The organism is Methylobacterium sp. J-070, assembly GCF_022829385.1.
GTDB lineage: Bacteria > Pseudomonadota > Alphaproteobacteria > Rhizobiales > Beijerinckiaceae > Methylobacterium.
On the sequence record NZ_JAKSXX010000290.1, the window covers coordinates 226,687 to 248,129 of the forward strand.

The following is a 21,443-nucleotide window of genomic DNA, read 5'->3' on the forward strand; positions in this document are numbered from 1 at the left end:
GATTCGCGGTGAGCGGCTCGCATGGCAGGCCCGGGCTTAAGGGTGACGCCCGGGCCTGTCCACGACGGGATCAGCCGAGCTTCTTCAGCTTGTCGAGATCCACGTCGCCATTCTGGCTGGAGAAGGTCAGGGTCTTCGAGGCCCCGTCCGCCTGCGACACGCCGCCGATCCGGTGATCGCCGCTGTCGTAGGTGGAGACCTGTCCGTCGCGCTCGATCACCAGGCGCTGCTTGTCCGGGAAGAACGCGTATTTCATCCCGTTCTGCGAGCCGCTGGTGGACGGATCGCCGAGGTCCTTGGGCCAGAACGGCTCCATGCCCTTCATCGGCTTCATGGGTTCCATGGGCTTCATGGGTTCCTTCGGTTTCATCGGCTCCACGTCGCGTACCTCCTGCCGGGTGAGAGACAGGAGGACGCGGCAGGGCGGGAAGGGTTGCATGCCCGTCCGCCCCGGCGCCGGGTCACAGCATCGGCCGCTCGCGCCCGGGCCGCTCGCGGACCTGGCCGTCGAAGCCGACGTGGAGCTGATGCTCGCGCCCGTCCCGGTCCCTGGCGGCGACCTCCAGGTGGCGCGGGCCGCGGCCGGTGACGCGCATGTCGCTGTAGCCCGCCGCCTGGACCGTGGCCGTCAGGGCGGCGAGGTCGGGCTTCGTCCCGAGACCGAGCCGGTCCTTCGCCCAGTCCAGGCTGCCCGTCGCCGGACCGCCGGCCGGGCCGAGGAGGACCTTGCGTCCGTCGCCGTGGGTGAGGACGCTGGCATGCAGGAAGCCCTCGTCAAACCGGCCCTGCACGGTCACGGCCTCGCCCTTGGCGACGAGGCCGCCGCCCTCGCCCTCGCGGCCCGTCTCGACCAGCGCCCGTCCGGTCCCGTCCTGGACCACGAACTTGTTGCCGAAAATCTCGGCGACCGTTCCCCTGACGGCGGTGGCGCCGGAGGGAGCGAGCGCCTGGATCGCCACCGGCTCCACCGGCGTCGGCTGGAACGTCGTGCCCTGGGCCAGGGACAGGCCCACGGCACCCAGCATCAGGGGCGCCGCGACGGCGCCCACCACCCAGGTCCGCCGGGGAACCGCGATCCGGCGCGGGCCTTCGGGTCCGGCGGCGGGCCCGCGGATCTCGTGGGCGGTGCCGTCGATGGTCTTGTCATCGCTCATGGTCTCGTCCTTCAAATGGTCCGGATCCGTTCGATCCGATGCCCCCTTTCGTAAGGCGCCCCCGGCAATCCGGACTGAACCGGCCGGTTCAGCCCCGGTTAAATCCGGCCCGCTAGTGCGTACCCCACGGAACCCGTGCGTGCTCAAGGACTTGGCAGCGCGGGCTGAGGCCGGCCGACCGATCGGAGCCCGCACCCGTCCGTCATGCCGGGCCACACGAGGACCCGCCGCCAAGGTGCTGGCGCCGTTGGGTTTGGGGCTGGACCGCGACGGTGGGGCTGGGGGATGCCGACGGCTTCGGCACCGCCGTCTCTGCGGGCGGCGCGAAGCCATCCGGTCGCGGCACCCGCTCGGAGGATGCGCCGGCCTGGGTGTCTCCGCTCCGCCCGCGATGACGGAGAGAGCGGGCCCATCCTCCGGGAAGGCCGGGGTGCGACGACCGACGGCCGGGCGTGGGCCCGTGTAGGAGGGGGAGCCGGTGAAGATCCTGCTGGTGGAGGACGACGCGGCGCTGTCCGCCGAGGTGGCCAAGGTCCTGCGCGCGGAGAACTTCGTGCTCGACCAAGCCGCCAGCGGCGTGGATGCCCAGCATCTCGGGGAGACCGAGGGCTACGACGCCGTCGTGCTCGACCTCGGCCTGCCGCGGGGCGACGGCGTCTCGGTGCTGCGGGCGTGGCGGGCGGCCGGGCGGACCCTGCCGGTGCTGGTGCTGACCGCCCGGGACGGCTGGAGCGACAAGGTCGCGGCCTTCAAGGCCGGGGCGGACGACTATCTGGTCAAGCCGGTCCGGGTGGAGGAGCTGGTGATCCGCCTGCGCGCCCTGGTGCGCCGGTCGCAGGGCGGCGGCGCCAGCCGGATCGTCTGCGGGCCGCTGAGCTTCGATCCCGGTCTCGGCGCCTTCGAGCACGAGGGTCTGCCGCTCAAGCTCACCGGGCTGGAATGGCGGGTTCTGTCCTGCCTGATGCTGAACCGCGAGACGGTCGTGCCGCGCCCGCACCTGATCGAGCGGGTCTACGAGGGCGACGCGGATGTCGATTCGAACTCCGTGGAGGTGATCATCACCCGTCTGCGCCGGAAGATCGCGCCGGCGCGGATCGAGAGCGTGCGCGGCCACGGCTACCGCCTCCACGCGGACCCGGCCTGATGGCGGCCGGGACGCCGCGCCGCTCGCTCCGCACCCGGCTGCTCGCCGCCGCCCTGGTCCTGGTCCTGGCGGCTTTGGTGGTGGCGGGACTCGCCATCGGGGTGATCCTGCACCGGTTCGCGCGCGGGCAGATCGACGGGCGGCTCGACGCGCAGATCGTCGCCCTGCGGGCCGGGCTCGAGGCCGGGATCCTGACCCAGAGCCTCGACGCGCCGCCCTACGACCGGCCCGGCCCCGGCTGGGCCTGGGAGGTGCGGCGCGGGTCCGAGACGGTCCGCTCCGGCTCGCTGCGCGGCGGGGACATCCGCCTGTCCGATCCGGGGCCGGAGGACGATCCCGGCCGCCCGCACCCGGCCTCGGGAACCGGGCCAAGGGGCGAGCCGCTCGTCGCCCGCGTGCTCTCGCTGCCCGGGCCGCCCCGGGCGACGATCGTGGTGGCGGCACCGGAGGGCGAGCTGCGCGGGCCGCTGCGGGAGGCGCTGACGAGCCTCGCCCTGGCGCTCGGTGTGCTCGGTCTCTGCCTGTTCGGCGGCCTGGCCTTCCAGGTGCGCGTCGGTCTCGCGCCGCTGAGCCGGCTGCGCGCGGACCTCGCGGCGGTGCGGGCGGGCACGCGCGAGCGGGTCCCGGCGGACCAGCCCGCCGAGATCGCCCCGATGGTGGCGGAACTCAACGGGCTCCTCGACCAGAACGCCCGCAACCTGGAGCGGGCCCGGGGCCACGTCGCCAACCTCGCCCACGCCCTCAAGACGCCGCTCGCGACCCTGTCGATGGCGCTCGCCGACCCCGCCCGCGACCCGGACGGCGCGCTGCGCCTGCAGGTCGAGGATATGGACCGCCGCGTGCGCCATCACCTGCGCCGGGCCCGGGCCGCGGCGCTCGCCGGCTCCGCCCGGTCCCGGACCCCGCTGGCACCGCGGCTCGCGGACCTGCGCGACGCGCTGGCGCGCCTCTACGCCGAGAAGGGCGTGGCGCTCGATCTTGCCGTACCGGATGACCTGTCCGCCGCCTGCGAGGCCCAGGATCTCGACGAGATGCTGGGCAATCTCGTGGACAATGCCTGCCGCTGGTGCCGGACCCGGGTGCGCGTCGCGGCCTCCGTGCAGGGGGGGATCGTGCAGGTGCGGGTCGAGGATGAGGGCCCGGGTCTCGACGCCGTCGCCGTCGAGGCCGTGATGGCGCGGGGCCGGCGCCTCGACGAGGGCGTGCCGGGCCACGGCTTCGGACTGCCGATCACGCTGGAGCTCGCCGAGCTCTACGGCGGCGGCCTGACCCTCGGGCGCTCGGATCTCGGCGGCCTGCGGGCGGAGCTGCACGTGCCGGCGTGAGGCTCGGGATCCTGCTCTCGGACGAGAACCGAGGCCGGGCCCCGCCCGATGCATCGGGGCTACGCCCCGACCCCGCCGACGAGCCACACCTTCCAAAGGTTCGTGCTTCCGCGCGGCTCAACCCAACGCCTCCCGCAGGATCGGCCGGATGCGCGGGTCGGTGCAGTGGGCCACGTTGAAGCGCATGTAGCCGTTCCAGGCGTCGGACAGGCTGAAGGAGGTCCCCGGCGCCAGGACCATGCCGCGGGCCAGCGCCCGGCGGGCGACCTCGGCCCCGTCGCGCCCGTCCGGCAGGCGCATCCACAGGAAGAAGCCGCCCCGGGGCTGCGCCCAGGGCTCGAGGCCACAGGCGCGCAGCTCCGCGGAGGCCTGCACCATCGCGCCGGCGATCCGGCGGCGGGTCTCGGCGAGGTGCCGGCGATAGGCCCCCTCGGTGATCAGCGTGTGCACCAGGGCCGCGGTGACGTGGCCGTTGCCGAGGCTGAGCGCCAGCTTGAGATCGACCAGCGGCTCGACCCAGTCGGCCCGGAGCGCGATCCAGCCGCAGCGCGCCGCCGCCGACAGGGTCTTCGAGAAGCTGCCGATCTGGATTACCCGTTCCAGCCCGTCGAAGCCGGCGAGCCGCGGGGCGGCCTCCGGCTCCAGGTCGCCGAAGATCTCGTCCTCCACGATGAGCGTGTCGTGCGCCTCGCACAGCTTCAGCAGCCGGTGCGCCACGGTGGGCGCGAGGCTCGTGCCGGTGGGGTTCTGTAGCGCCGCGTTGGTCAGGTAGAAGCGCGGCCGGTGCCGCTCCAGCCGGGCGGCGAGCGCCGGCAGGTCCGGCCCCTCCGGGGTCATCGGCACGCCGACCACCGCGACCCGGTGGGCGCGCAGCAGCGCCAGGAAGTTGAAATAGCACGGGTCGTCCACCAGCACGGTATCGCCGGGCTGGAGCAGGAAGCGGCAGACGAGGTCCAGCGCCTGCGTGGCCGATTCGACCAGCACGATCTGGTCTGTCTCGGCGCCGACGCCCTTCTCGCCGACCTTGCGGGCGATCTGATGGCGCAGGGGCGCGTAGCCCAGCGGCCGGTCGTAGTCGGTCATCTCGGCGCGGGTGGCCCGGGCCACCCGGCGCAGGCCGCGCCGGATCGCCTCGTGGGGCATCCACGAATCGGGCAGCCAGCCGGCCCCGGGCTTCAGCTGGTCGGCCCCGGCCTGCTGCGCCTGCCGGGTGATCCAGAGCGGATCGACGATCCGGTCGAGCCGGGGGCCCATCGCCTGGAGCGAGAGCGGCCGGGTCTTGCCGGCGACGTAGAAGCCCGAGCCCGGACGGGCCACGACGGCGCCCTCGGCGGCGAGGCGCTCGTAGGCCTCCACGACCGTGGATTTCGACACGCCCATCGTGTCGGCGAAGGCGCGCACCGACGGGATCCGCACCCCCGGGACCAGCCGCCGCGCCGCGATCCGCGTCCGGATCTCGCCCGCCACGGCCTCGACGCGGGTCCCGGGACTGTTCGCTCCGATCGCCATCCGTACTGCTCATTCGGCCGGACAATTCTTCGGAACCGTACCGAAGTGTTCCTGTCGCCGCCAGCCCCGGCGGTCCAGGATCGCCCGGCCCCAGAGACATGGAGGAGGGGATCATGGACCGTTGCCTCACCGAGACCGCCGGAGCCGAAGTCCGGACGCCGTGGATCGCCCGGGCGGCCGCGCGCGTCGCCGCGTTCGGCGCCGAGCTGCGGGCCGACCTGTCGCGCGCGGCGATGAACCGGCGCGTGCTGCAGCGCCTCTCGAGCCTGTCGGCACGGGAGCTGAAGGATATCGGGCTGACGCCGCAGGACGTGGCGGATGCCGGCGTGCCGAACGGCGACGACGCCATCGCGTTGCTGGTGGGCCGCCGCGACGAGCGCCGCCATGCCCGCGCGGGGGCACGGCGGTGGTGATTGGCCGGACAGGGGCCTAGGATCGACGGAATGACGTTGCGTGACGGGCTGGCCGCTCTCCTGGTGGTCACGATCCTCGGTGTGAACTTCGTCGCCATCAAGGTGGGCCTGGAGACGGTCCCGCCGCTGATGCTGAGCGCGCTGCGCTTTGCCTTCGCGGCGCTGCCGGCGGTCCTGGTGATCCGACCGCCCCGGGCTCCGCTCGCCCTCGTGGTCGCGTTCGGGCTGGCGCTGGGGGTCGGCCAGTTCGGGCTGCTGTTCACGGCGCTGCGGCTCGGGATGCCGGCCGGGCTGTCCTCGCTGCTGATCCAGGTCCAGGTGCCGTTCACCGTGGTGCTGGCCTGGCTGTTCCTGAAGGAGCGGCCGCGGGGCCTGCAACTGCTCGGCGGCGCCATCGCGCTGTCCGGTGTCGCCGCGGTGGGGCTCGGACGGGGCGGGGGCGCCCCGGCGGGACCGCTGCTGATGGTGGTCGGGGCGGCGCTGGCCTGGGCCTGCGCCAACATCATCGCGAAGCGGATCGGCCGCGTCGACATGCTCGCCCTGATGGTCTGGGGCAGCCTCGCCACCACGCCGCCGCTGCTGGCCCTGTCGCTGCTGACGGAGGGACGCGGCGCCCTCGATTCCCTGTCGCATCCGAGTTGGGTGGCAATCGCGTCGATCGCCTTCCAGGCCTATCCGACGACGCTCCTCGCCTTCGGCCTCTGGAGCCGGCTCCTGACCCGATACCCGGCGGCCACGGTGACCCCCTTCGCGCTACTCGTGCCGGTGGCGGGCATCCTGAGCACGCACTTGGTCCTGGGGGAGCCTCTGAGCACCGACATCCTGGCCGGCGGCAGCCTCATCCTGGTCGGGATCGCCCTGAGCCTTCGCGGCGGCCGGTCCGCCCCCGCTGCCTCCGCCGCGTCTGAGACCACGGCGCCGTCCACGGTGGCGTGATCCTCGGCCCGATGCCCGCCTGCACAGGGTCGACCCCGCGGCGGACGTCAAGGCGACCGGCGGCCGGCTGATCGGGGTCAATCGTGTTGTGGAGGAGGAACGTGGCGCGGGCGACGGGGCTCGAACCCGCGACCTCCGGCGTGACAGGCCGGCACTCTAACCAACTGAGCTACGCCCGCACGGCGTGGTCGCCTCGAAGGGGCGTTTCGCCCGGCGACGGGGCGGGGTTTATGGGCCGCCTCGGAACCTGTCAAGCGCATCCGGCCCGGATTCGTCGCCGTGCCGACCGGGGGGACCTGCGCGCTTCCGTCGTGTTGCAGGCATGCCGCCCGCCCCCATCTCACAGTCGGCGGACAGCACGCATTGTGCGACGCGACAAGCCATTGTCACGGGCCGGCGGCTCGACTAAGCCTCCGGCCGCGCGCATCCTGGCATAAGAACAATTCCACGGGCGAGTCCGGGTCGGCGTCGCACCGCGGTTTTCTACGTCTCGCGAGGCCCTGGCATGACCGGATTGTTGGCGGATTACCTGCCGCTCATCGTGTTCATCGGCGTGGCGCTTTTCATCGCCACGGCGCTGCTGGTCGTGCCGTTCCTGGTCGCCTTCAAGAGCCCCGATCCGGAGAAGCTCTCGGCCTACGAATGCGGCTTCAACGCCTTCGACGACGCGCGCATGAAGTTCGACGTGCGCTTCTACCTCGTGGCCATCCTGTTCATCATCTTCGACCTCGAGGTCGCGTTCCTGTTCCCCTGGGCGATCACCTTCGGAGATCTGGGCTGGTTCGGCTTCTGGTCGATGATGGTCTTCCTGGGCGTGCTGACCGTCGGTTTCGTCTACGAGTGGCGCAAGGGCGCCCTCGAATGGGATTGAGTCCCGTCAGCCCCCGCCCGCACCGGATTTCGAGTCGCCGATGGCCCTGATCACCGACACCACCCCATCCCGCGCCCCGGCGATCGTGCCCCAGCCGAAGGGGCTCATCGATCCCAACACCGGCCGTCCGATCGGCGCCGACGACCCGACCTTCCTGTCGATCAGCGACGAGCTGGCCGACCGGGGCTTCCTGCTCACCACCACGGACGAGCTGATCAACTGGGCCCGCACCGGCTCGCTGATGTGGATGACCTTCGGGCTCGCCTGCTGCGCGGTCGAGATGATGCAGATGTCGATGCCGCGCTACGATTGCGAGCGTTTCGGCTTCGCGCCCCGCGGCTCGCCGCGCCAGTCCGACGTGATGATCGTCGCCGGCACCCTGACCAACAAGATGGCCCCGGCGCTGCGCAAGGTCTACGACCAGATGCCGGAGCCGCGCTACGTCATCTCGATGGGGTCCTGCGCCAACGGCGGCGGCTACTACCACTACTCGTATTCGGTGGTGCGCGGCTGCGACCGGGTGGTGCCGGTGGACATCTACGTGCCCGGCTGCCCGCCCACCGCCGAGGCGCTGCTCTACGGCGTGCTGCTGCTGCAGAAGAAGATCCGCCGCACCGGCACGATCGAGCGCTGAGGAGCGGCGATGACGAACGGCATCTCGATCCTGTCCCACACGCAGCCCGAGAGCGGCGAAGCGGCGCTGACGACGATGGCCGAGCGCATCGTCGGCGCGCTCGGCCCGGCGGTGGTGTCGCACACCCTGGCGTTCGGCGAGCTGACGCTGATGGTCCAGGCCTCCGACATCGTCTTCGCGCTGACCTATCTGCGCGACGACCCGGCCTGCGCGTTCCGCAGCTTCATCGACATCTGCGGTGCGGACTATCCGCAGCGCGAGAAGCGCTTTGACGTGGTCTATCACCTGCTGTCGCTGCGCCACAACGCGCGCGTCCGGGTGAAGGTGCAGACCGACGAGGTGACGCCGGTCCCCTCGGCGATCGAGGTGTTCCCGGCGGCCAACTGGTACGAGCGCGAGACCTACGACCTCTACGGGATCCTGTTCTCGGGCCATCCGGACCTGCGCCGCCTGCTCACCGATTACGGCTTCGAGGGGCACCCCCTGCGCAAGGACTTCCCGCTCACCGGCTTCGTCGAGGTCCGGTACGACCAGGACGAGGCGCGGGTGGTCTACGAGCCTGTCCAGCTCACCCAAGAATTCCGCAACTTCGACTTCCTGTCCCCGTGGGAAGGCACCGACTACGTGCTGCCCGGAGACGAGAAGAAGACGTCGGCCTGAGCAGCGGAGACTGTCAGTGACAGAACACAACATCCGCAACTTCGCGATCAACTTCGGCCCGCAGCACCCGGCGGCGCACGGCGTGCTGCGCCTCGTGCTGGAGCTGGACGGCGAGGTGGTCGAGCGCGTCGATCCGCATATCGGCCTGCTGCACCGCGGCACCGAGAAGCTCATCGAGCACAAGACCTACCTGCAGGCGACGCCCTATTTCGACCGGCTCGACTACGTGTCGCCGATGAACCAGGAGCACGCCTTCTGCCTGGCGATCGAGAAGCTCGCCGGGATCACGGTGCCGCGGCGGGCGCAGCTGATCCGCGTCCTGTTCTGCGAGATCGGCCGCCTCCTGTCGCACCTGCTCAACGTCACCACGCAGGCGATGGATGTCGGCGCGCTCACGCCCCCGCTCTGGGGCTTCGAGGAGCGCGAGAAGCTGATGATCTTCTACGAGCGGGCGAGCGGCGCCCGGCTCCACGCCAACTACTTCCGGCCGGGCGGCGTCCACCAGGACCTGCCGCCGAAGCTGATCGACGACATCGACGCGTTCTGCGACCCGTTCCTGCAGGTCGTACAGGATCTCGACGACCTCGTCATGGCCAACCGCATCTTCAAGCAGCGCAACGTCGACATCGGCATCGTCTCGGTCGACGAGTGCATGGAATGGGGCTTCTCCGGCGTCATGCTGCGCGGGTCGGGCATCCCGTGGGACCTGCGCAAGGCGCAGCCCTACGAGTGCTACGAGGAGATGGACTTCGACGTGCCGGTCGGCCGGAACGGCGACACCTACGACCGTCAGGTGATCCGCATGGAGGAGATGCGGGAATCGGTGAAGATCATGAAGCAGTGCTGCGCCAAGCTGCGCGAGCCCGCCGGCCAGGGTCCGATCGCGGCGCTCGACGGCAAGTTCGCGCCGCCGCCGCGCCGCGAGATGAAGCGCTCGATGGAAGCGCTCATCCACCACTTCAAGCTCTACACCGAGGGTTTCCACGTTCCCGAGGGCGAGGTCTACGCCGCCGTGGAAGCGCCGAAGGGCGAGTTCGGCGTCTATCTGGTCTCGGACGGGACCAACAAGCCGTACCGCTGCAAGATCCGCGCGCCGGGCTTCGCCCATCTGCAGGCGATGGACTGGATGTGCCGGGGGCACCTTCTGGCCGACGTGTCGTGCGTGCTCGGCACCCTCGACATCGTGTTCGGCGAAGTGGATCGATAAGACAGAGCGATGGCAAACCGCAGACTCGCCCCCGCGTCGGAGCAGCCCGCCAGCTTCGCGTTCTCCTCGGAGAACGCCGAATGGGCGAAGACCCAGATCGCCAAGTACCCGGAGGGCCGGCAGGCCTCCGCGGTGATCCCGCTCCTGTGGAAGGCGCAGGAGCAGAACGGCGGCTGGCTGCCGCGGGCGGCCATCGAGGCGGTGGCGGCCGAGCTCGGCATGCCCAACATCCGCGTGCTGGAGGTGGCGACCTTCTACACGATGTTCGCCCTGGAGCCGGTGGGGCGCTACTGGATCCAGGTCTGCGGCACGGTGCCGTGCGATTCCTGCGGCGCGCGCGGGCTCAAGGAGATGCTCCAGGCCCGGCTCGGGCCGCCCGGACACGTCTCGGCGGACGGCACGTTCTCCTGGCTCGAGGTCGAGTGCCTGGGCGCCTGCTGCAACGCGCCGATGGTGCAGATCAACCAGGACTATTACGAGGACCTGACGCCCGAAACGCTCGGGCAGCTCATGGACGACCTCGCGGCCGGCCGGCCCGTCAAGATCGGCTCGCAGACCGGCCGCGTCTCCTCGGAGCCCCTGGGCGGCGCGAACACGCTCATCGACCCGACGCTCTACGACGGATCGCGGGTCGGCGCGTGGCGCAAGCGCTTCGAGGAGGCCGGCAAGGCCGAGGAGCCCGCCGCCAATCCGGTCTCCAAGACCGGCGAGGCGGCCGCCAGCGCGCAGCAGGCCGCCACGAACCCGAAGCCGGCCCGGCCCGATGCCGGCCGTCCGGTCGAGCGGACCGTGAGCGATGCCCCGGCCCAGCGCGCCGCCAACGGCGAGGAACCCGTCAAGCCGGAGGATCGCGCCGACGCCGCCGAGCGCGGCCGCTCGACCGCCAAGCACGGCGCCGCCCGCCCGGGCGACGCGGATGTGCTCGACTCGCCGGCCAAGCGCGTCGCCGAAGGCGAGCCGGCCGCCGGCGAGCAGGGCCACCAGGAAGCGCCGGCCCGCGACGCGGTCCCGCAGCAGCCGGAAGCCTCCGGCGCCAGCGAGACCGAGGTCGCCGCGGAGGCCGAGGAGGCCCGCGTCGCCGGCGCGCTCGCGGCGCTGCCGAAGGATGCGAGCCCCGAGCAGAAGGCCGACGCGGTCGGCAAGCGCCCGCCGGGGCTGGAGGGCGCCCGTGCCGGGCAGCCGGACGATCTCACCCGGATCAGGGGGATCGGCCCGGGCAACAGCCAGCGCCTGAACGGGCTCGGCATCTACCATTTCGACCAGATCGCCGTCTGGACCCGCGACGAGATCGCCTGGGTCGGCACCTACCTCGCGTTCCCGGGTCGCATCGACCGCGAGGACTGGGTCGGGCAGGCCAAGACCCTGTCGGGCACGGGAGCGTGACCGCCATGGCCGCCGTGACGCACGAGCTGATCTACGAAGTTCTGAAGGCCGTGCAGGCGCGTCCGGGCAACATGGAAGAGGGTCTGCGCGAGGTGCGCGGCGAGTTGAAGGGCGTGCGCGGCAACCAGCAGGCGCAGCAGCTCCAGATGAACGCCGTGCAGACCGATATCGGCAACCTCTACGAGACGTTCGGCGCCCTCGATTCGCGGCTCGCCCGCATCGAGCGCCGCCTCGACATCACCGACGCTCCGGTCAGCTGAGGGACGAAGCACATGCTGTCGGATCAGGATCGCATCTTCACCAACCTCTACGGCCTGCAGTCGCCGGGCCTGGAGGCCGCCAAGAAGCGCGGCGCCTGGGACGGGACCAAGTTCCTCCTGGAGCAGGGCCGCGACTGGATCATCGAGGAGATGAAGGCCTCGGGCCTGCGCGGCCGCGGCGGCGCGGGCTTCCCCACCGGCCTGAAGTGGTCGTTCATGCCCAAGAAGTCGGACGGGCGGCCGCACTACCTCGTGGTCAACGCCGACGAATCGGAGCCCGGCACCTGCAAGGACCGGGAGATCATGCGGCACGATCCGCATCTCCTGATCGAGGGCTGCATGCTGGCCTGCTTCGCCATGGGCGCGCATGCCTGCTACGTCTACATCCGCGGCGAGTACGTCGCCGAGAAGCACGCGCTCCAGAAGGCCGTGGACGAGGCCTACGCGGCCCGCCTCGTCGGCCAGTCGAACGTGCACGACTTTCCCTTCGACATCTACGTCCACCACGGCGCCGGGGCCTATATCTGCGGCGAGGAGACGGCCCTCATCGAGAGCCTGGAGGGCAAGAAGGGGATGCCGCGGCTGAAGCCGCCGTTCCCGGCCAATATGGGCCTCTACGGCTGCCCGACGACGGTCAACAACGTCGAGTCGATCGCGGTGGCGGGCACGATCCTGCGCCGGGGCGGCGCGTGGTTCGCCGGGCTCGGGGGCAAGAACAACACCGGCACCAAGCTCTTCTGCGTCTCGGGGCACGTCAACAAGCCCTGCAACGTCGAGGAGGAGATGGGCATCACCTTCCGCGAACTCATCGACCGCCATTGCGGCGGCATGCGCGGCGGCTGGGACAACCTCCTGTGCTCCATCCCCGGCGGATCGTCGGTGCCGCTGGTGCCGGCCGAGCAGATCGTCGACGCCAAGATGGACTTCGACACCCTGCGCAACCTCGGCTCGGGCCTCGGCACGGCGGCGGTGATCGTGCTCGACAGGTCCACCGACATCGTCGCGGCGATCACCCGGATCTCGTACTTCTACAAGCACGAGTCGTGCGGCCAGTGCACGCCCTGCCGGGAGGGCACCGGCTGGATGTGGCGGGTGATGCAGCGCATGACCGAGGGCCGCGCCCAGAAGCGCGAGATCGACATGCTGTTCGAGGTCACCAAGCAGATCGAGGGCCACACGATCTGCGCGCTGGGCGACGCCGCGGCGTGGCCGATCCAGGGCCTGATCCGGCATTTCCGCCCCGAGATCGAGAAGCGGATCGACCGCTACACCGCCAACCCGCACAGCGAGCCTGTGCCCATGGCCGCGGAGTAGGCGCCATGACGGGCCAGCCAGACAACCTGATGCCCGTGTACCTGCGGCGGATCGACGAGAAGGTCGATCGCCTCAGGGACGATGTCCGCGAACTGAAGGGCCGCATGGCGGCGGTCGAAGAGAATCTGGCTGGCGTCCACCGGTGGATCGACAGGGTCGAGCTTCGCATCGAACGCACCGAGCGACGCCTCGATCTCGCCGACGCCCCGCACTGAGATTGCACCGATGACAAAAATCCTCGTCGACGGCACCGAGGTCGACGTCCCCGCCGACTACACCCTGCTCCAGGCCTGCGAGGCCGCCGGGGCCGAGATCCCGCGCTTCTGCTTCCACGAGCGCCTGTCGATCGCCGGCAATTGCCGGATGTGCCTGGTCGAATTGAAGGGCGCGCCGAAGCCCGTGGCCTCCTGCGCCTACGCGGTGAAGGATTGCCGCCCCGGCCCGAACGGCGAGCCGCCGGAGGTGCTGACGCGCTCGCAGGGCACCAAGAAGGCCCGGGAAGGGGTGATGGAGTTCCTCCTCATCAACCACCCGCTCGACTGCCCGATCTGCGACCAGGGCGGCCATTGCGACCTGCAGGACCAGGCCATGGCCTACGGGGTCGACTCGACCCGCTACCAGGAGAACAAGCGCGCGGTCGAGGAGAAGCACATCGGCCCGTTGGTGCGGACGGCGATGAACCGCTGCATCCACTGCACCCGCTGCGTGCGCTTCCTCGCGGAGGTGGCGGGGGTGCCGGATCTCGGCGCCATCGGCCGCGGCGAGGACATGGAGATCACCAGCTACCTCGAGCAGTCGATGGCCTCGGAACTCCAGGGCAACGTCGCCGACCTGTGCCCGGTCGGCGCGCTGGTGCACCGGCCGCAGAGCTACAACGTGCGCCCCTGGGAGCTGAACAAGACCGAATCGGTCGACGTGATGGACGCGGTCGGCTCGTCGATCCGCATCGACACCCGCGGCCGCGAGGTGATGCAGATCGAGCCGCGGGTGAGTGAGGAGGTCAACGAGGAGTGGATCTCGGACAAGACCCGCTATCACATCGACGGGCTGCGCATGCAGCGCCTGGACCGGCCGTACCTGCGCGAGAACGGCCGGCTGCGCCCGGCCTCCTGGGGTGAGGCGTTCCAGGCCATCGCCGCCCGGGTGAAGGGCGCCGACCCGAAGCGCATCGGCGCGGTCGTCGGGGATCTCTCGGGCGTCGAGGAGATGTTCGCGCTGCGCGAACTGATGCGGAGCCTCGGCTCGCCCAACCTCGATTGCCGCCAGACCGACGCCGGGCTCGATCCGGCGCTCGGCCGCGCGTCCTACATCTTCAACCCGACCATCCCGGGGATCGAGGCCGCGGACGCGATCCTGATCGTCGGCGCGAACCCGCGCACCGAGGCTTCGCTGCTGAACGTCCGCATCCGCAAGCGCTGGCGCATGGCGCCGCTGGCGGTGGGGGTGATCGGCGAGCCGGTCGACCTGACCTACCCGAGCCACTACATCGGCGCCGGCCCCGAGTCGCTGGCGGCGCTGGCCCGCGGCGAGCACAGCTTCCTCGAGATCCTCAAGGAGGCGAAGGCGCCGCTCGTCATCGTCGGCGCCAACGCCGCGCCGGGCATCCTGGCGGCGGCGGCGACGCTGGCCCGGGACGTCGGCGCGGTCTCGGCCGAGGGGAACGGCTTCGGCGTGCTGCACACGGCGGCCGCCCGGGTCGGGGCCCTGGATCTCGGCTTCGTGCCGGGGGAGGGGGGCCTGACCTTCGCGCAGATGCTGGAGCCCGGCGCGCTCGACGTGCTGTTCAACCTCGGCGCCGACGAGCGCGACGTGCCCCCGGGCGCCTTCGTGATCTACCAGGGTACCCACGGCGACCGCGGAGCCTCCCGGGCCGACGTGATCCTGCCGGGGGCCGCCTACAGCGAGAAGTCGGCGACCTGGGTGAACACGGAGGGGCGGGTCCAGATGGGCAACCGCGCCGCCTTCCCGCCGGGCGATGCCCGCGAGGACTGGGCGATCCTGCGCGCCCTCTCGGACGTGCTGGGTCACCGCCTGCCGTTCGACTCGCTCACCGCACTTCGCCGGGCGCTCTACGCCGCGCACCCGCATTTCGCCGCGGTCGGGACCGTCGAGCCCGGCAATGCGGTCGAGGCGGTTGAGCGGCTGGCGGCCCTGGGCGGCTCGGCGAGCGGGCCTGCCTTCGCCTCGCCGGTGTCCGACTTCTATCTCACCAATCCGATCGCCCGCGCCTCGCGGATCCTCGCCGAGTGCTCGCGGCTGGCCCGCGAACGGGCCGCCGAGGCGCAGCCCCTCGCGGCGGCCGAGTAGGAACGCACCGATGACGTCGCTCGAAATCCTCGGGACCGTGCTCCTGATCGTGCTGAAGAGCTTCGTGCTGCTCTCGGCGCTGCTCATCTTCATCGCTTACGCGCTGCTCGCCGACCGGAAGATCTGGGCGGCGGTGCAGCTGCGGCGCGGCCCGAACGTGGTCGGGCCGTTCGGCCTGTTCCAGTCCTTCGCCGACCTGCTCAAGTTCGTGCTGAAGGAACCGGTCATCCCGGCGGGCGCCAACAAGGCGATCTACCTGCTGGCGCCGCTGGTCTTCGCGATGCTCGCTTTGTCGAGCTGGGCGGTGATCCCACTCGCGGACGGCTGGGCGATCGCCGACATCAATGTCGGCATCACCTACATCTTCGCGATCTCGTCGCTCGGCGTGTACGGCGTCATCATGGGCGGCTGGGCGTCGAACTCGAAATACGCCTTCCTGGGCGCGCTCCGCTCGGCGGCGCAGATGATCTCCTACGAGGTCTCGCTCGGCTTTGTGATCATCTGCGTGCTGCTCTGCGCCGGCTCGCTCAACCTCTCGCGCATCGTGATGGCGCAGGACACCAGCCTCGGCCTGTTCGGCTGGTACTGGCTGTGGCTGTTCCCGATGTTCGTGGTGTTCTTCATCTCGGCGCTCGCCGAGACCAATCGCCCGCCCTTCGACCTGCCGGAGGCCGAATCGGAGCTCGTGGCCGGCTACATGGTCGAGTATTCCTCGACCCCGTACCTGTTGTTCATGCTCGGTGAGTACGTCGCCATCATGAGCATGTGCGCCCTCGGCACCGTGCTGTTCCTGGGCGGCTGGCTCTCGCCGATCCCGTTCGCGCCCTTCACCTGGGTGCCCGGCGTGATCTGGTTCGTCCTGAAGGCGAGCTTCCTGTTCTTCCTGTTCGCGATGGTGAAATCCATCGTGCCGCGCTACCGCTACGACCAGCTCATGCGCCTCGGCTGGAAGGTTTTTCTGCCGATCTCGCTGGTCTCGGTCGTCGTCGTCGCTTTCGTGCTCAAGCTGACCGGTCTCGCACCGGGCGCCTGAGCCCACCCTTCGCATCGGAGATCCGGGCATGAAGCTCGATCAGGTCGCCAAGAGCCTTCTGTTGAAGGAGTTCGTGTCGGGGATGATCCTCGGCATGCGCTATTTCTTCAAGCCGAAGGCCACGATCAACTACCCCTTCGAGATGGGCCATCGCGGGCCCCGCTTCCGGGGCGAGCACGCGCTGCGCCGCTATCCCAACGGCGAGGAGCGCTGCATCGCCTGCAAGCTCTGCGAGGCGATCTGCCCGGCCCAGGCGATCACCATCGAGGCGGGTCCCCGCCGCAACGACGGCACGCGCCGGACGACGCGCTACGACATCGACATGGTGAAGTGCATCTATTGCGGCATGTGCCAGGAGGCCTGCCCGGTGGACGCCATCGTGGAGGGGCCGAACTTCGAGTTCTCGGTCGAGACCCGCGAGGAACTGCTCTACGACAAGCAGAAGCTCCTCCTGAACGGTGACCGCTGGGAGCGCGAGATCGCCCGCAACATCGCGATGGATGCACCTTATCGCTGACCCCATGCCGGGGGCGCTGTTGTGCCCCCGCCGACCGGGTTCTATAGACGGGCCGCCCGCTGCGGACCGTCTCCACGCACGGCAGAAGGGGCCGCTCCGGCGGCCGATCCCGACCAGCGCATGACCGCAGCAGCCGCCTTCTTCTACCTGTTCGCGAGCGTCACGGTCGCGTCGGGCTTCATGGTGATCGCATCACGCAATCCCGTGGCCTCGGTGCTGTTCCTGATCCTGGCCTTCGTGAACGCCGCCGGGCTGTTCGTCCTGATGGGTGCCGAGTTCCTCGCGATGATCCTCGTGGTGGTCTACGTCGGCGCGGTGGCGGTGCTGTTCCTGTTCGTGGTGATGATGCTCGACGTGGACTTCGCCGAGCTGCGCCAGGGCTTCCAGCAATACCTGCCGGTCGGCGCCCTGATCGGGGCGATCTTCCTGGTCGAGCTGCTGCTGGTGGTGGGCTCCTGGAGCATCGATCCGGGCCTGGTGCAGGCGCCGCTCGGCAACGTCGCGGCGGCCGAGAACCTGACCAACGCCCAGGCGCTCGGCCGGGTGATCTACACGGACTACGCCTACTTCTTCCAGCTCGCCGGCCTGATCCTGCTGGTCGCGATGATCGGCGCGATCGTGCTGACGCTCCGCGACCGGCCCGGCGTCAAGCGCCAGAACATCGCGGTCCAGAACGCCCGCACCCAGGCCATGGCGGTGGAGACCCGTAAGGTCCCCTCGCGCCAGGGCGTGGAGGTCTGATGACCGCCGAAGGAACCGAACGATGATCGGCCTGAGCCACTACCTCACCGTCGCGGCGATCCTGTTCACGCTCGGCGTGCTCGGCATCTTCATCAACCGCAAGAACATCATCGTCATCCTGATGTCGGTCGAGCTGATCCTGCTCTCGGTCAACATCAACCTCGTCGCCTTCTCGACGCAGCTGAACGACATCACCGGGCAGGTCTTCGCCCTGTTCGTGCTGACCGTCGCGGCCGCCGAATCGGCGATCGGCCTCGCCATCCTGGTGGTGTTCTTCCGCAACCGCGGCTCCATCGCGGTCGAGGACGTGAGCATGATGAAGGGCTAGGACCTTCTTCTTCGCCCGCCCCGAGTGACATCCGGACGCCGCCGCCAGGCGGCCGGCCCGGAGGACGGACTGCAAGAGAGCGATGTATCACGCGATCGTCTTCTTCCCGCTCATCGGCTTCCTGATCGCTGGCCTGTTCGGCCGGTACATCGGGGCGCGGGCGTGCGAGTACATCACCACGGCGTTCCTCGCCTTCACGGCGCTGATCGCCTGGGGCGTGTTCCTCGACGGCGGTCACGCCGAGCGGGTGCAGGTCGCCTCCTGGTTCTCGGCCGGGGACCTGCAGGTCGACTGGGCGTTCAAGATCGACGCCCTGACCCGGGTGATGCTGGTGGTGGTCACCACGGTCTCGACCCTCGTGCACCTCTACTCCGTGGGCTACATGGAGGAGGATCCGCACCGGCCGCGGTTCTTCGCCTACCTGTCGCTGTTCACCTTCGCCATGCTGATGCTGGTGACGGCCGACAACCTCGTGCAGATGTTCTTCGGCTGGGAGGGCGTCGGCCTCGCCTCGTACCTGCTGATCGGCTTCTGGTACGAGAAGCCCTCGGCCAACGCCGCCGCCATGAAGGCCTTCATCGTCAACCGGGTCGGCGATTTCGGCTTCTCGCTCGGCATCTTCCTGGTGTTCGTGCTGACCGGCTCGGTGGCGTTCGACGCGATCTTCGGCAAGGTCGACGCGATCAAGACGCTCACCTTCCACTTCATCGGCTACGACTGGAACGCCCTGACGCTCGCCTGCCTGCTGCTGTTCATGGGCGCCATGGGCAAGTCGGCGCAGTTCCTGCTGCACACCTGGCTGCCGGACGCCATGGAGGGCCCGACCCCGGTCTCGGCGCTGATCCACGCCGCCACCATGGTGACGGCCGGCGTGTTCATGGTCGCGCGCCTGTCGCCGCTGTTCGAGGAGGCGCCGAACGCGCTGGTCGTCGTGACGGTGATCGGCGGCATCACGGCGTTCTTCGCGGCCACGATCGGCCTCGTGCAGAACGACATCAAGCGGGTGATCGCCTACTCGACCTGCTCGCAGCTCGGCTACATGTTCGTGGCGCTCGGCGTCGGCGCCTACTCGGCCGCCGTGTTCCACCTGTTCACCCACGCCTTCTTCAAGGCGCTGCTGTTCCTGGGCGCCGGCTCGGTCATCCACGCGATGCACCATGAGCAGGACATGCGGAACATGGGCGGCCTGCGCCGCTACATCCCCTACACCAGCGCCATGATGGCGATCGGCTCCCTGGCGCTGATCGGCTTCCCCTACACGGCGGGCTACTACTCCAAGGACGCGATCATCGAGGCGGCCTACGCGTCGAGCCGGCCCGGGCACACGCTCGCCTTTCTCTGCGTCGTGGTGGCGGCGTTCTTCACCTCGTTCTACTCCTGGCGCCTGTTCTTCATGACCTTCGAGGGTCCGGCCCGCTGGGGCGCCCACGCGGCCCACGACCATCACGACGCCCCCGCGGTGGCGCATTCCGCCATGGCGCACGAGGCCGACGGGGCGCCCGGCCACACGGAGGGCGTCGCCCACGACGATCACGGTCACGACATCGAGCCGGCGCACAGGAGCGACCTCGTCGCCGACGACCATCACGGGCACGGCGACCACACGCCCCACGAGAGCCCGCCGGTGATGACGGTGCCGCTGGCGATCCTCGCCTTCGGCGCGCTGTTCGCCGGGATCATCTTCCACAACCGCTTCATCGGCGAGGGGATGGACGCGTTCTGGGGCCACGCCCTGGCGCACGGGCCGGACAACCACATCATGCACGAGATCCACGAGGTCCCGGCACTGGTCTCCTATTCGCCGCTGATCATGCTGATCCTCGGCTTCGTCCTGGCCTACTGGATGTACATCCGCCGGCCGGAGCTGCCGCGCGCGCTCGCCGCGCAGCAGCCGTCGCTGTACCGGTTTCTGCTCAACAAGTGGTACTTCGACGAGATCTACGACCGGATCTTCGTCCGCCCGGCCAAGGATTTCGGCCTGTTCCTATGGAAGCAGGGCGACGGCCGGATCATCGACGGGCTCGGCCCCAACGGCATCGCGGCGCGCGTCGTGGACGTGACCCGCGGCGTGGTCCGCCTGCAGACCGGCTACCTCTACCACTACGCCTTCGTGATGCTCATCGGCGTCGCCGGCCTGATCAGCTGGTACCTGATGTCCGGCCTGCCCAAGGGTGCTCACTGACATGCTCGGTCTCGGCATCCTCTCCGGCCTGCTGATCGTGCCGCTCTGCGGCGCGGCCTTCATCCTGACGCTGAGCGGCGACGAGGAGTCGGTGGCGCGCAACAGCCGCTGGGCCGCGCTCGCCACCACGGTGGTCACCTTCCTGCTCTCGCTGGTGGCCTGGAGCCGCTACGACGCGGCCTCGGCGAGCTTCCAGCTGGTCGAGAGCCACGCGTGGCTCACGGAGACGATCCGGTTCAAGCTCGGCGTCGACGGCTTCTCGATGCCGCTGATCCTGCTGACCACGTTCCTGATGCCGTTCTGCATCGGCGCCTCGTGGCACTCGATCCACTTCCGGGTGAAGGAGTATTTCGTCGCCTTCCTCGTCCTCGAGACGACGATGATCGGCGTGTTCGCCTCGCTGGACCTGCTGCTGTTCTACCTGTTCTTCGAGGCCGGCCTGATCCCGATGTTCCTGATCATCGGGATCTGGGGCGGCGCGCGCCGGGTCTATGCGAGCTTCAAGTTCTTCCTCTACACCCTGCTCGGCTCGGTGCTGATGCTGCTCGCCGTCATGGCGATGTACTGGCAGGCCGGCACCACCGACATCCCGACCCTGCTGCAGACCCGCTTCCCGGTGGAGATGCAGACTTGGCTGTGGCTCGCCTTCTTCGCCTCCTTCGCGGTGAAGATGCCGATGTGGCCGGTCCACACCTGGCTGCCCGACGCCCACGTGGAGGCGCCGACCGCCGGGTCGGTGATCCTGGCCGGCATCCTCCTGAAGATGGGCGGCTACGGCTTCATCCGGATCTCCCTGCCGATGCTGCCGGTGGCGAGCCACGACTTCGCCCCCCTGGTCTTCGCGCTGTCGGTGATCGCGATCATCTTCACCTCGCTCACCGCGATGATGCAGACCGACATCAAGAAGCTGATCGCCTACTCGTCGGTGGCCCATATGGGCTTCGTGACGCTCGGCCTGTTCACCCTGAACGAGCAGGGCATCCAGGGCGCGCTGTTCCTGATGATCTCCCACGGCATCGTGTCGGGGGCGCTGTTCCTCTGCGTCGGCGTCGTCTACGACCGGATGCACACCCGCGAGATCTCGGCCTATGGCGGCCTCGTGAAGCGGATGCCGCTCTACGCGGTGGCCATGATGGTGTTCACCATGGCCAATGTCGGCCTGCCCGGCACCTCCGGCTTCGTCGGCGAGTTCCTGTCGATGCTCGGCGCCTTCAAGGCGAACCCGAACGTCGCGTTCTTCTCGACCTTCGGCATCATCCTGTCGGCCGGCTACGCCTTGTGGCTCTACGCCCGGGTGATCTACGGCAAGCTGGAGAAGCCGAACCTCCAGGGCATCCTCGACCTCGACACCCGCGAGAAGATCATCCTGGCGCCCCTCGTGGTGCTGACGATCTACTACGGCGTGCACCCGGCCCCCATCCTCGACGTGTTCGCGCCCTCGACGGATGCGCTGATGGCGAGCATGAAGGCCGCCCTCGCCAACACCCAGACCGCGGCCGCCGCGCTCCCGATCCCGCGCTGAGAC

Annotated in this window: 22 protein-coding genes and 1 tRNA gene; 19 read left to right on the plus strand and 4 right to left on the minus strand. The window is 69.8% G+C overall.

Annotated features, from left to right (window positions below; translation table 11 throughout):
* Positions 1-70: 70 nt before the first annotated feature.
* Positions 71-370 (minus strand): hypothetical protein, encoded by a 300-nt coding sequence (locus tag MKL01_RS33095; RefSeq protein ID WP_279605052.1) that lies wholly within the window; start codon positions 368-370, stop codon positions 71-73.
* 91 nt (positions 371-461) lie between these two features.
* On the minus strand, positions 462-1,154 hold the full coding sequence (locus tag MKL01_RS33100; protein ID WP_243909400.1) for a DNA-binding protein: 693 nt from the start codon (positions 1,152-1,154) through the stop codon (positions 462-464).
* Between the two features lie 478 nt (positions 1,155-1,632).
* On the opposite strand from MKL01_RS33100, the gene MKL01_RS33105 reads away from it, so the two are divergent.
* A complete protein-coding gene (locus tag MKL01_RS33105; protein WP_243909401.1) occupies positions 1,633-2,298 on the plus strand; it encodes a response regulator transcription factor in 666 nt (221 codons plus the stop codon).
* Complete coding sequence (locus tag MKL01_RS33110; protein ID WP_243909402.1) at positions 2,298-3,623, plus strand: ATP-binding protein; 1,326 nt, start codon at positions 2,298-2,300, stop codon at positions 3,621-3,623. The genes MKL01_RS33105 and MKL01_RS33110 overlap by 1 nt, the downstream gene beginning before the upstream one ends.
* 117 nt (positions 3,624-3,740) lie before the next feature.
* Here the strand turns inward: MKL01_RS33110 and MKL01_RS33115 are convergent, their stop codons facing one another.
* Entirely contained in the window at positions 3,741-5,132 is a 1,392-nt protein-coding gene (locus tag MKL01_RS33115; protein ID WP_243909403.1) for a PLP-dependent aminotransferase family protein, read from the minus strand.
* A gap of 113 nt (positions 5,133-5,245) precedes the next feature.
* Here MKL01_RS33115 and MKL01_RS33120 point away from each other — a divergent pair, with 113 nt between their 5' ends.
* On the plus strand, positions 5,246-5,545 hold the full coding sequence (locus MKL01_RS33120) for a DUF1127 domain-containing protein (RefSeq protein WP_243909404.1): 300 nt from the start codon (positions 5,246-5,248) through the stop codon (positions 5,543-5,545).
* 30 nt (positions 5,546-5,575) lie between these two features.
* Positions 5,576-6,481, plus strand: a complete 906-nt coding sequence (locus tag MKL01_RS33125; RefSeq protein WP_243909405.1) for an EamA family transporter — start codon at positions 5,576-5,578, stop codon at positions 6,479-6,481.
* 102 nt (positions 6,482-6,583) lie between these two features.
* On the opposite strand, the gene MKL01_RS33130 is transcribed toward MKL01_RS33125, so the two are convergent.
* Positions 6,584-6,660: transfer RNA gene (locus MKL01_RS33130), tRNA-Asp, on the minus strand.
* Positions 6,661-6,986: 326 nt separating this feature from the next.
* Between MKL01_RS33130 and MKL01_RS33135 the strand changes: the two genes are divergently transcribed.
* From MKL01_RS33135 to MKL01_RS33205, 15 genes are all read left to right on the plus strand, one after another.
* The gene (locus MKL01_RS33135) at positions 6,987-7,352 is read left to right on the plus strand and encodes an NADH-quinone oxidoreductase subunit A (protein WP_210034424.1); all 366 of its coding nucleotides are present in this window, start codon (positions 6,987-6,989) and stop codon (positions 7,350-7,352) included.
* Between the two features lie 40 nt (positions 7,353-7,392).
* Complete coding sequence (locus MKL01_RS33140) at positions 7,393-7,986, plus strand: NuoB/complex I 20 kDa subunit family protein (protein WP_243909406.1); 594 nt, start codon at positions 7,393-7,395, stop codon at positions 7,984-7,986.
* Positions 7,987-7,995: 9 nt separating this feature from the next.
* Positions 7,996-8,646: an NADH-quinone oxidoreductase subunit C gene (locus MKL01_RS33145; protein WP_243909407.1), complete on the plus strand. Its 651-nt coding sequence runs from the start codon at positions 7,996-7,998 to the stop codon at positions 8,644-8,646.
* A 16-nt stretch (positions 8,647-8,662) separates the two neighbouring features.
* Complete coding sequence (locus MKL01_RS33150; protein WP_243909408.1) at positions 8,663-9,853, plus strand: NADH-quinone oxidoreductase subunit D; 1,191 nt, start codon at positions 8,663-8,665, stop codon at positions 9,851-9,853.
* A 9-nt stretch (positions 9,854-9,862) separates the two neighbouring features.
* Positions 9,863-11,236 carry an NADH-quinone oxidoreductase subunit NuoE gene (gene nuoE / locus MKL01_RS33155; RefSeq protein ID WP_243909409.1) on the plus strand — a complete coding sequence of 458 codons (1,374 nt, stop codon included), beginning with the start codon at positions 9,863-9,865 and terminating at the stop codon, positions 11,234-11,236.
* Positions 11,237-11,241: 5 nt separating this feature from the next.
* Positions 11,242-11,496, plus strand: a complete 255-nt coding sequence (locus MKL01_RS33160; RefSeq protein WP_243909410.1) for a hypothetical protein — start codon at positions 11,242-11,244, stop codon at positions 11,494-11,496.
* Between the two features lie 12 nt (positions 11,497-11,508).
* Entirely contained in the window at positions 11,509-12,810 is a 1,302-nt protein-coding gene (gene nuoF, locus MKL01_RS33165; protein WP_243909411.1) for an NADH-quinone oxidoreductase subunit NuoF, read from the plus strand.
* 5 nt (positions 12,811-12,815) lie between these two features.
* On the plus strand, positions 12,816-13,025 hold the full coding sequence (locus MKL01_RS33170; RefSeq protein WP_243909412.1) for a hypothetical protein: 210 nt from the start codon (positions 12,816-12,818) through the stop codon (positions 13,023-13,025).
* Between the two features lie 10 nt (positions 13,026-13,035).
* The gene (gene nuoG / locus MKL01_RS33175) at positions 13,036-15,117 is read left to right on the plus strand and encodes an NADH-quinone oxidoreductase subunit NuoG (RefSeq protein ID WP_243909413.1); all 2,082 of its coding nucleotides are present in this window, start codon (positions 13,036-13,038) and stop codon (positions 15,115-15,117) included.
* Positions 15,118-15,127: 10 nt separating this feature from the next.
* Positions 15,128-16,150 carry an NADH-quinone oxidoreductase subunit NuoH gene (nuoH, locus tag MKL01_RS33180; RefSeq protein WP_243909414.1) on the plus strand — a complete coding sequence of 341 codons (1,023 nt, stop codon included), beginning with the start codon at positions 15,128-15,130 and terminating at the stop codon, positions 16,148-16,150.
* Positions 16,151-16,178: 28 nt separating this feature from the next.
* Positions 16,179-16,667 (plus strand): NADH-quinone oxidoreductase subunit NuoI, encoded by a 489-nt coding sequence (gene nuoI, locus MKL01_RS33185; RefSeq protein ID WP_007560744.1) that lies wholly within the window; start codon positions 16,179-16,181, stop codon positions 16,665-16,667.
* A 120-nt stretch (positions 16,668-16,787) separates the two neighbouring features.
* Complete coding sequence (locus MKL01_RS33190) at positions 16,788-17,408, plus strand: NADH-quinone oxidoreductase subunit J (RefSeq protein WP_243909415.1); 621 nt, start codon at positions 16,788-16,790, stop codon at positions 17,406-17,408.
* A 22-nt stretch (positions 17,409-17,430) separates the two neighbouring features.
* Complete coding sequence (gene nuoK, locus MKL01_RS33195) at positions 17,431-17,736, plus strand: NADH-quinone oxidoreductase subunit NuoK (RefSeq protein WP_010686008.1); 306 nt, start codon at positions 17,431-17,433, stop codon at positions 17,734-17,736.
* Positions 17,737-17,818: 82 nt separating this feature from the next.
* Complete coding sequence (gene nuoL / locus MKL01_RS33200; protein ID WP_243909416.1) at positions 17,819-19,918, plus strand: NADH-quinone oxidoreductase subunit L; 2,100 nt, start codon at positions 17,819-17,821, stop codon at positions 19,916-19,918.
* Between the two features lies 1 nt (position 19,919).
* Positions 19,920-21,440: an NADH-quinone oxidoreductase subunit M gene (locus MKL01_RS33205; protein ID WP_243909417.1), complete on the plus strand. Its 1,521-nt coding sequence runs from the start codon at positions 19,920-19,922 to the stop codon at positions 21,438-21,440.
* The last annotated feature ends 3 nt before the right edge of the window (positions 21,441-21,443 follow it).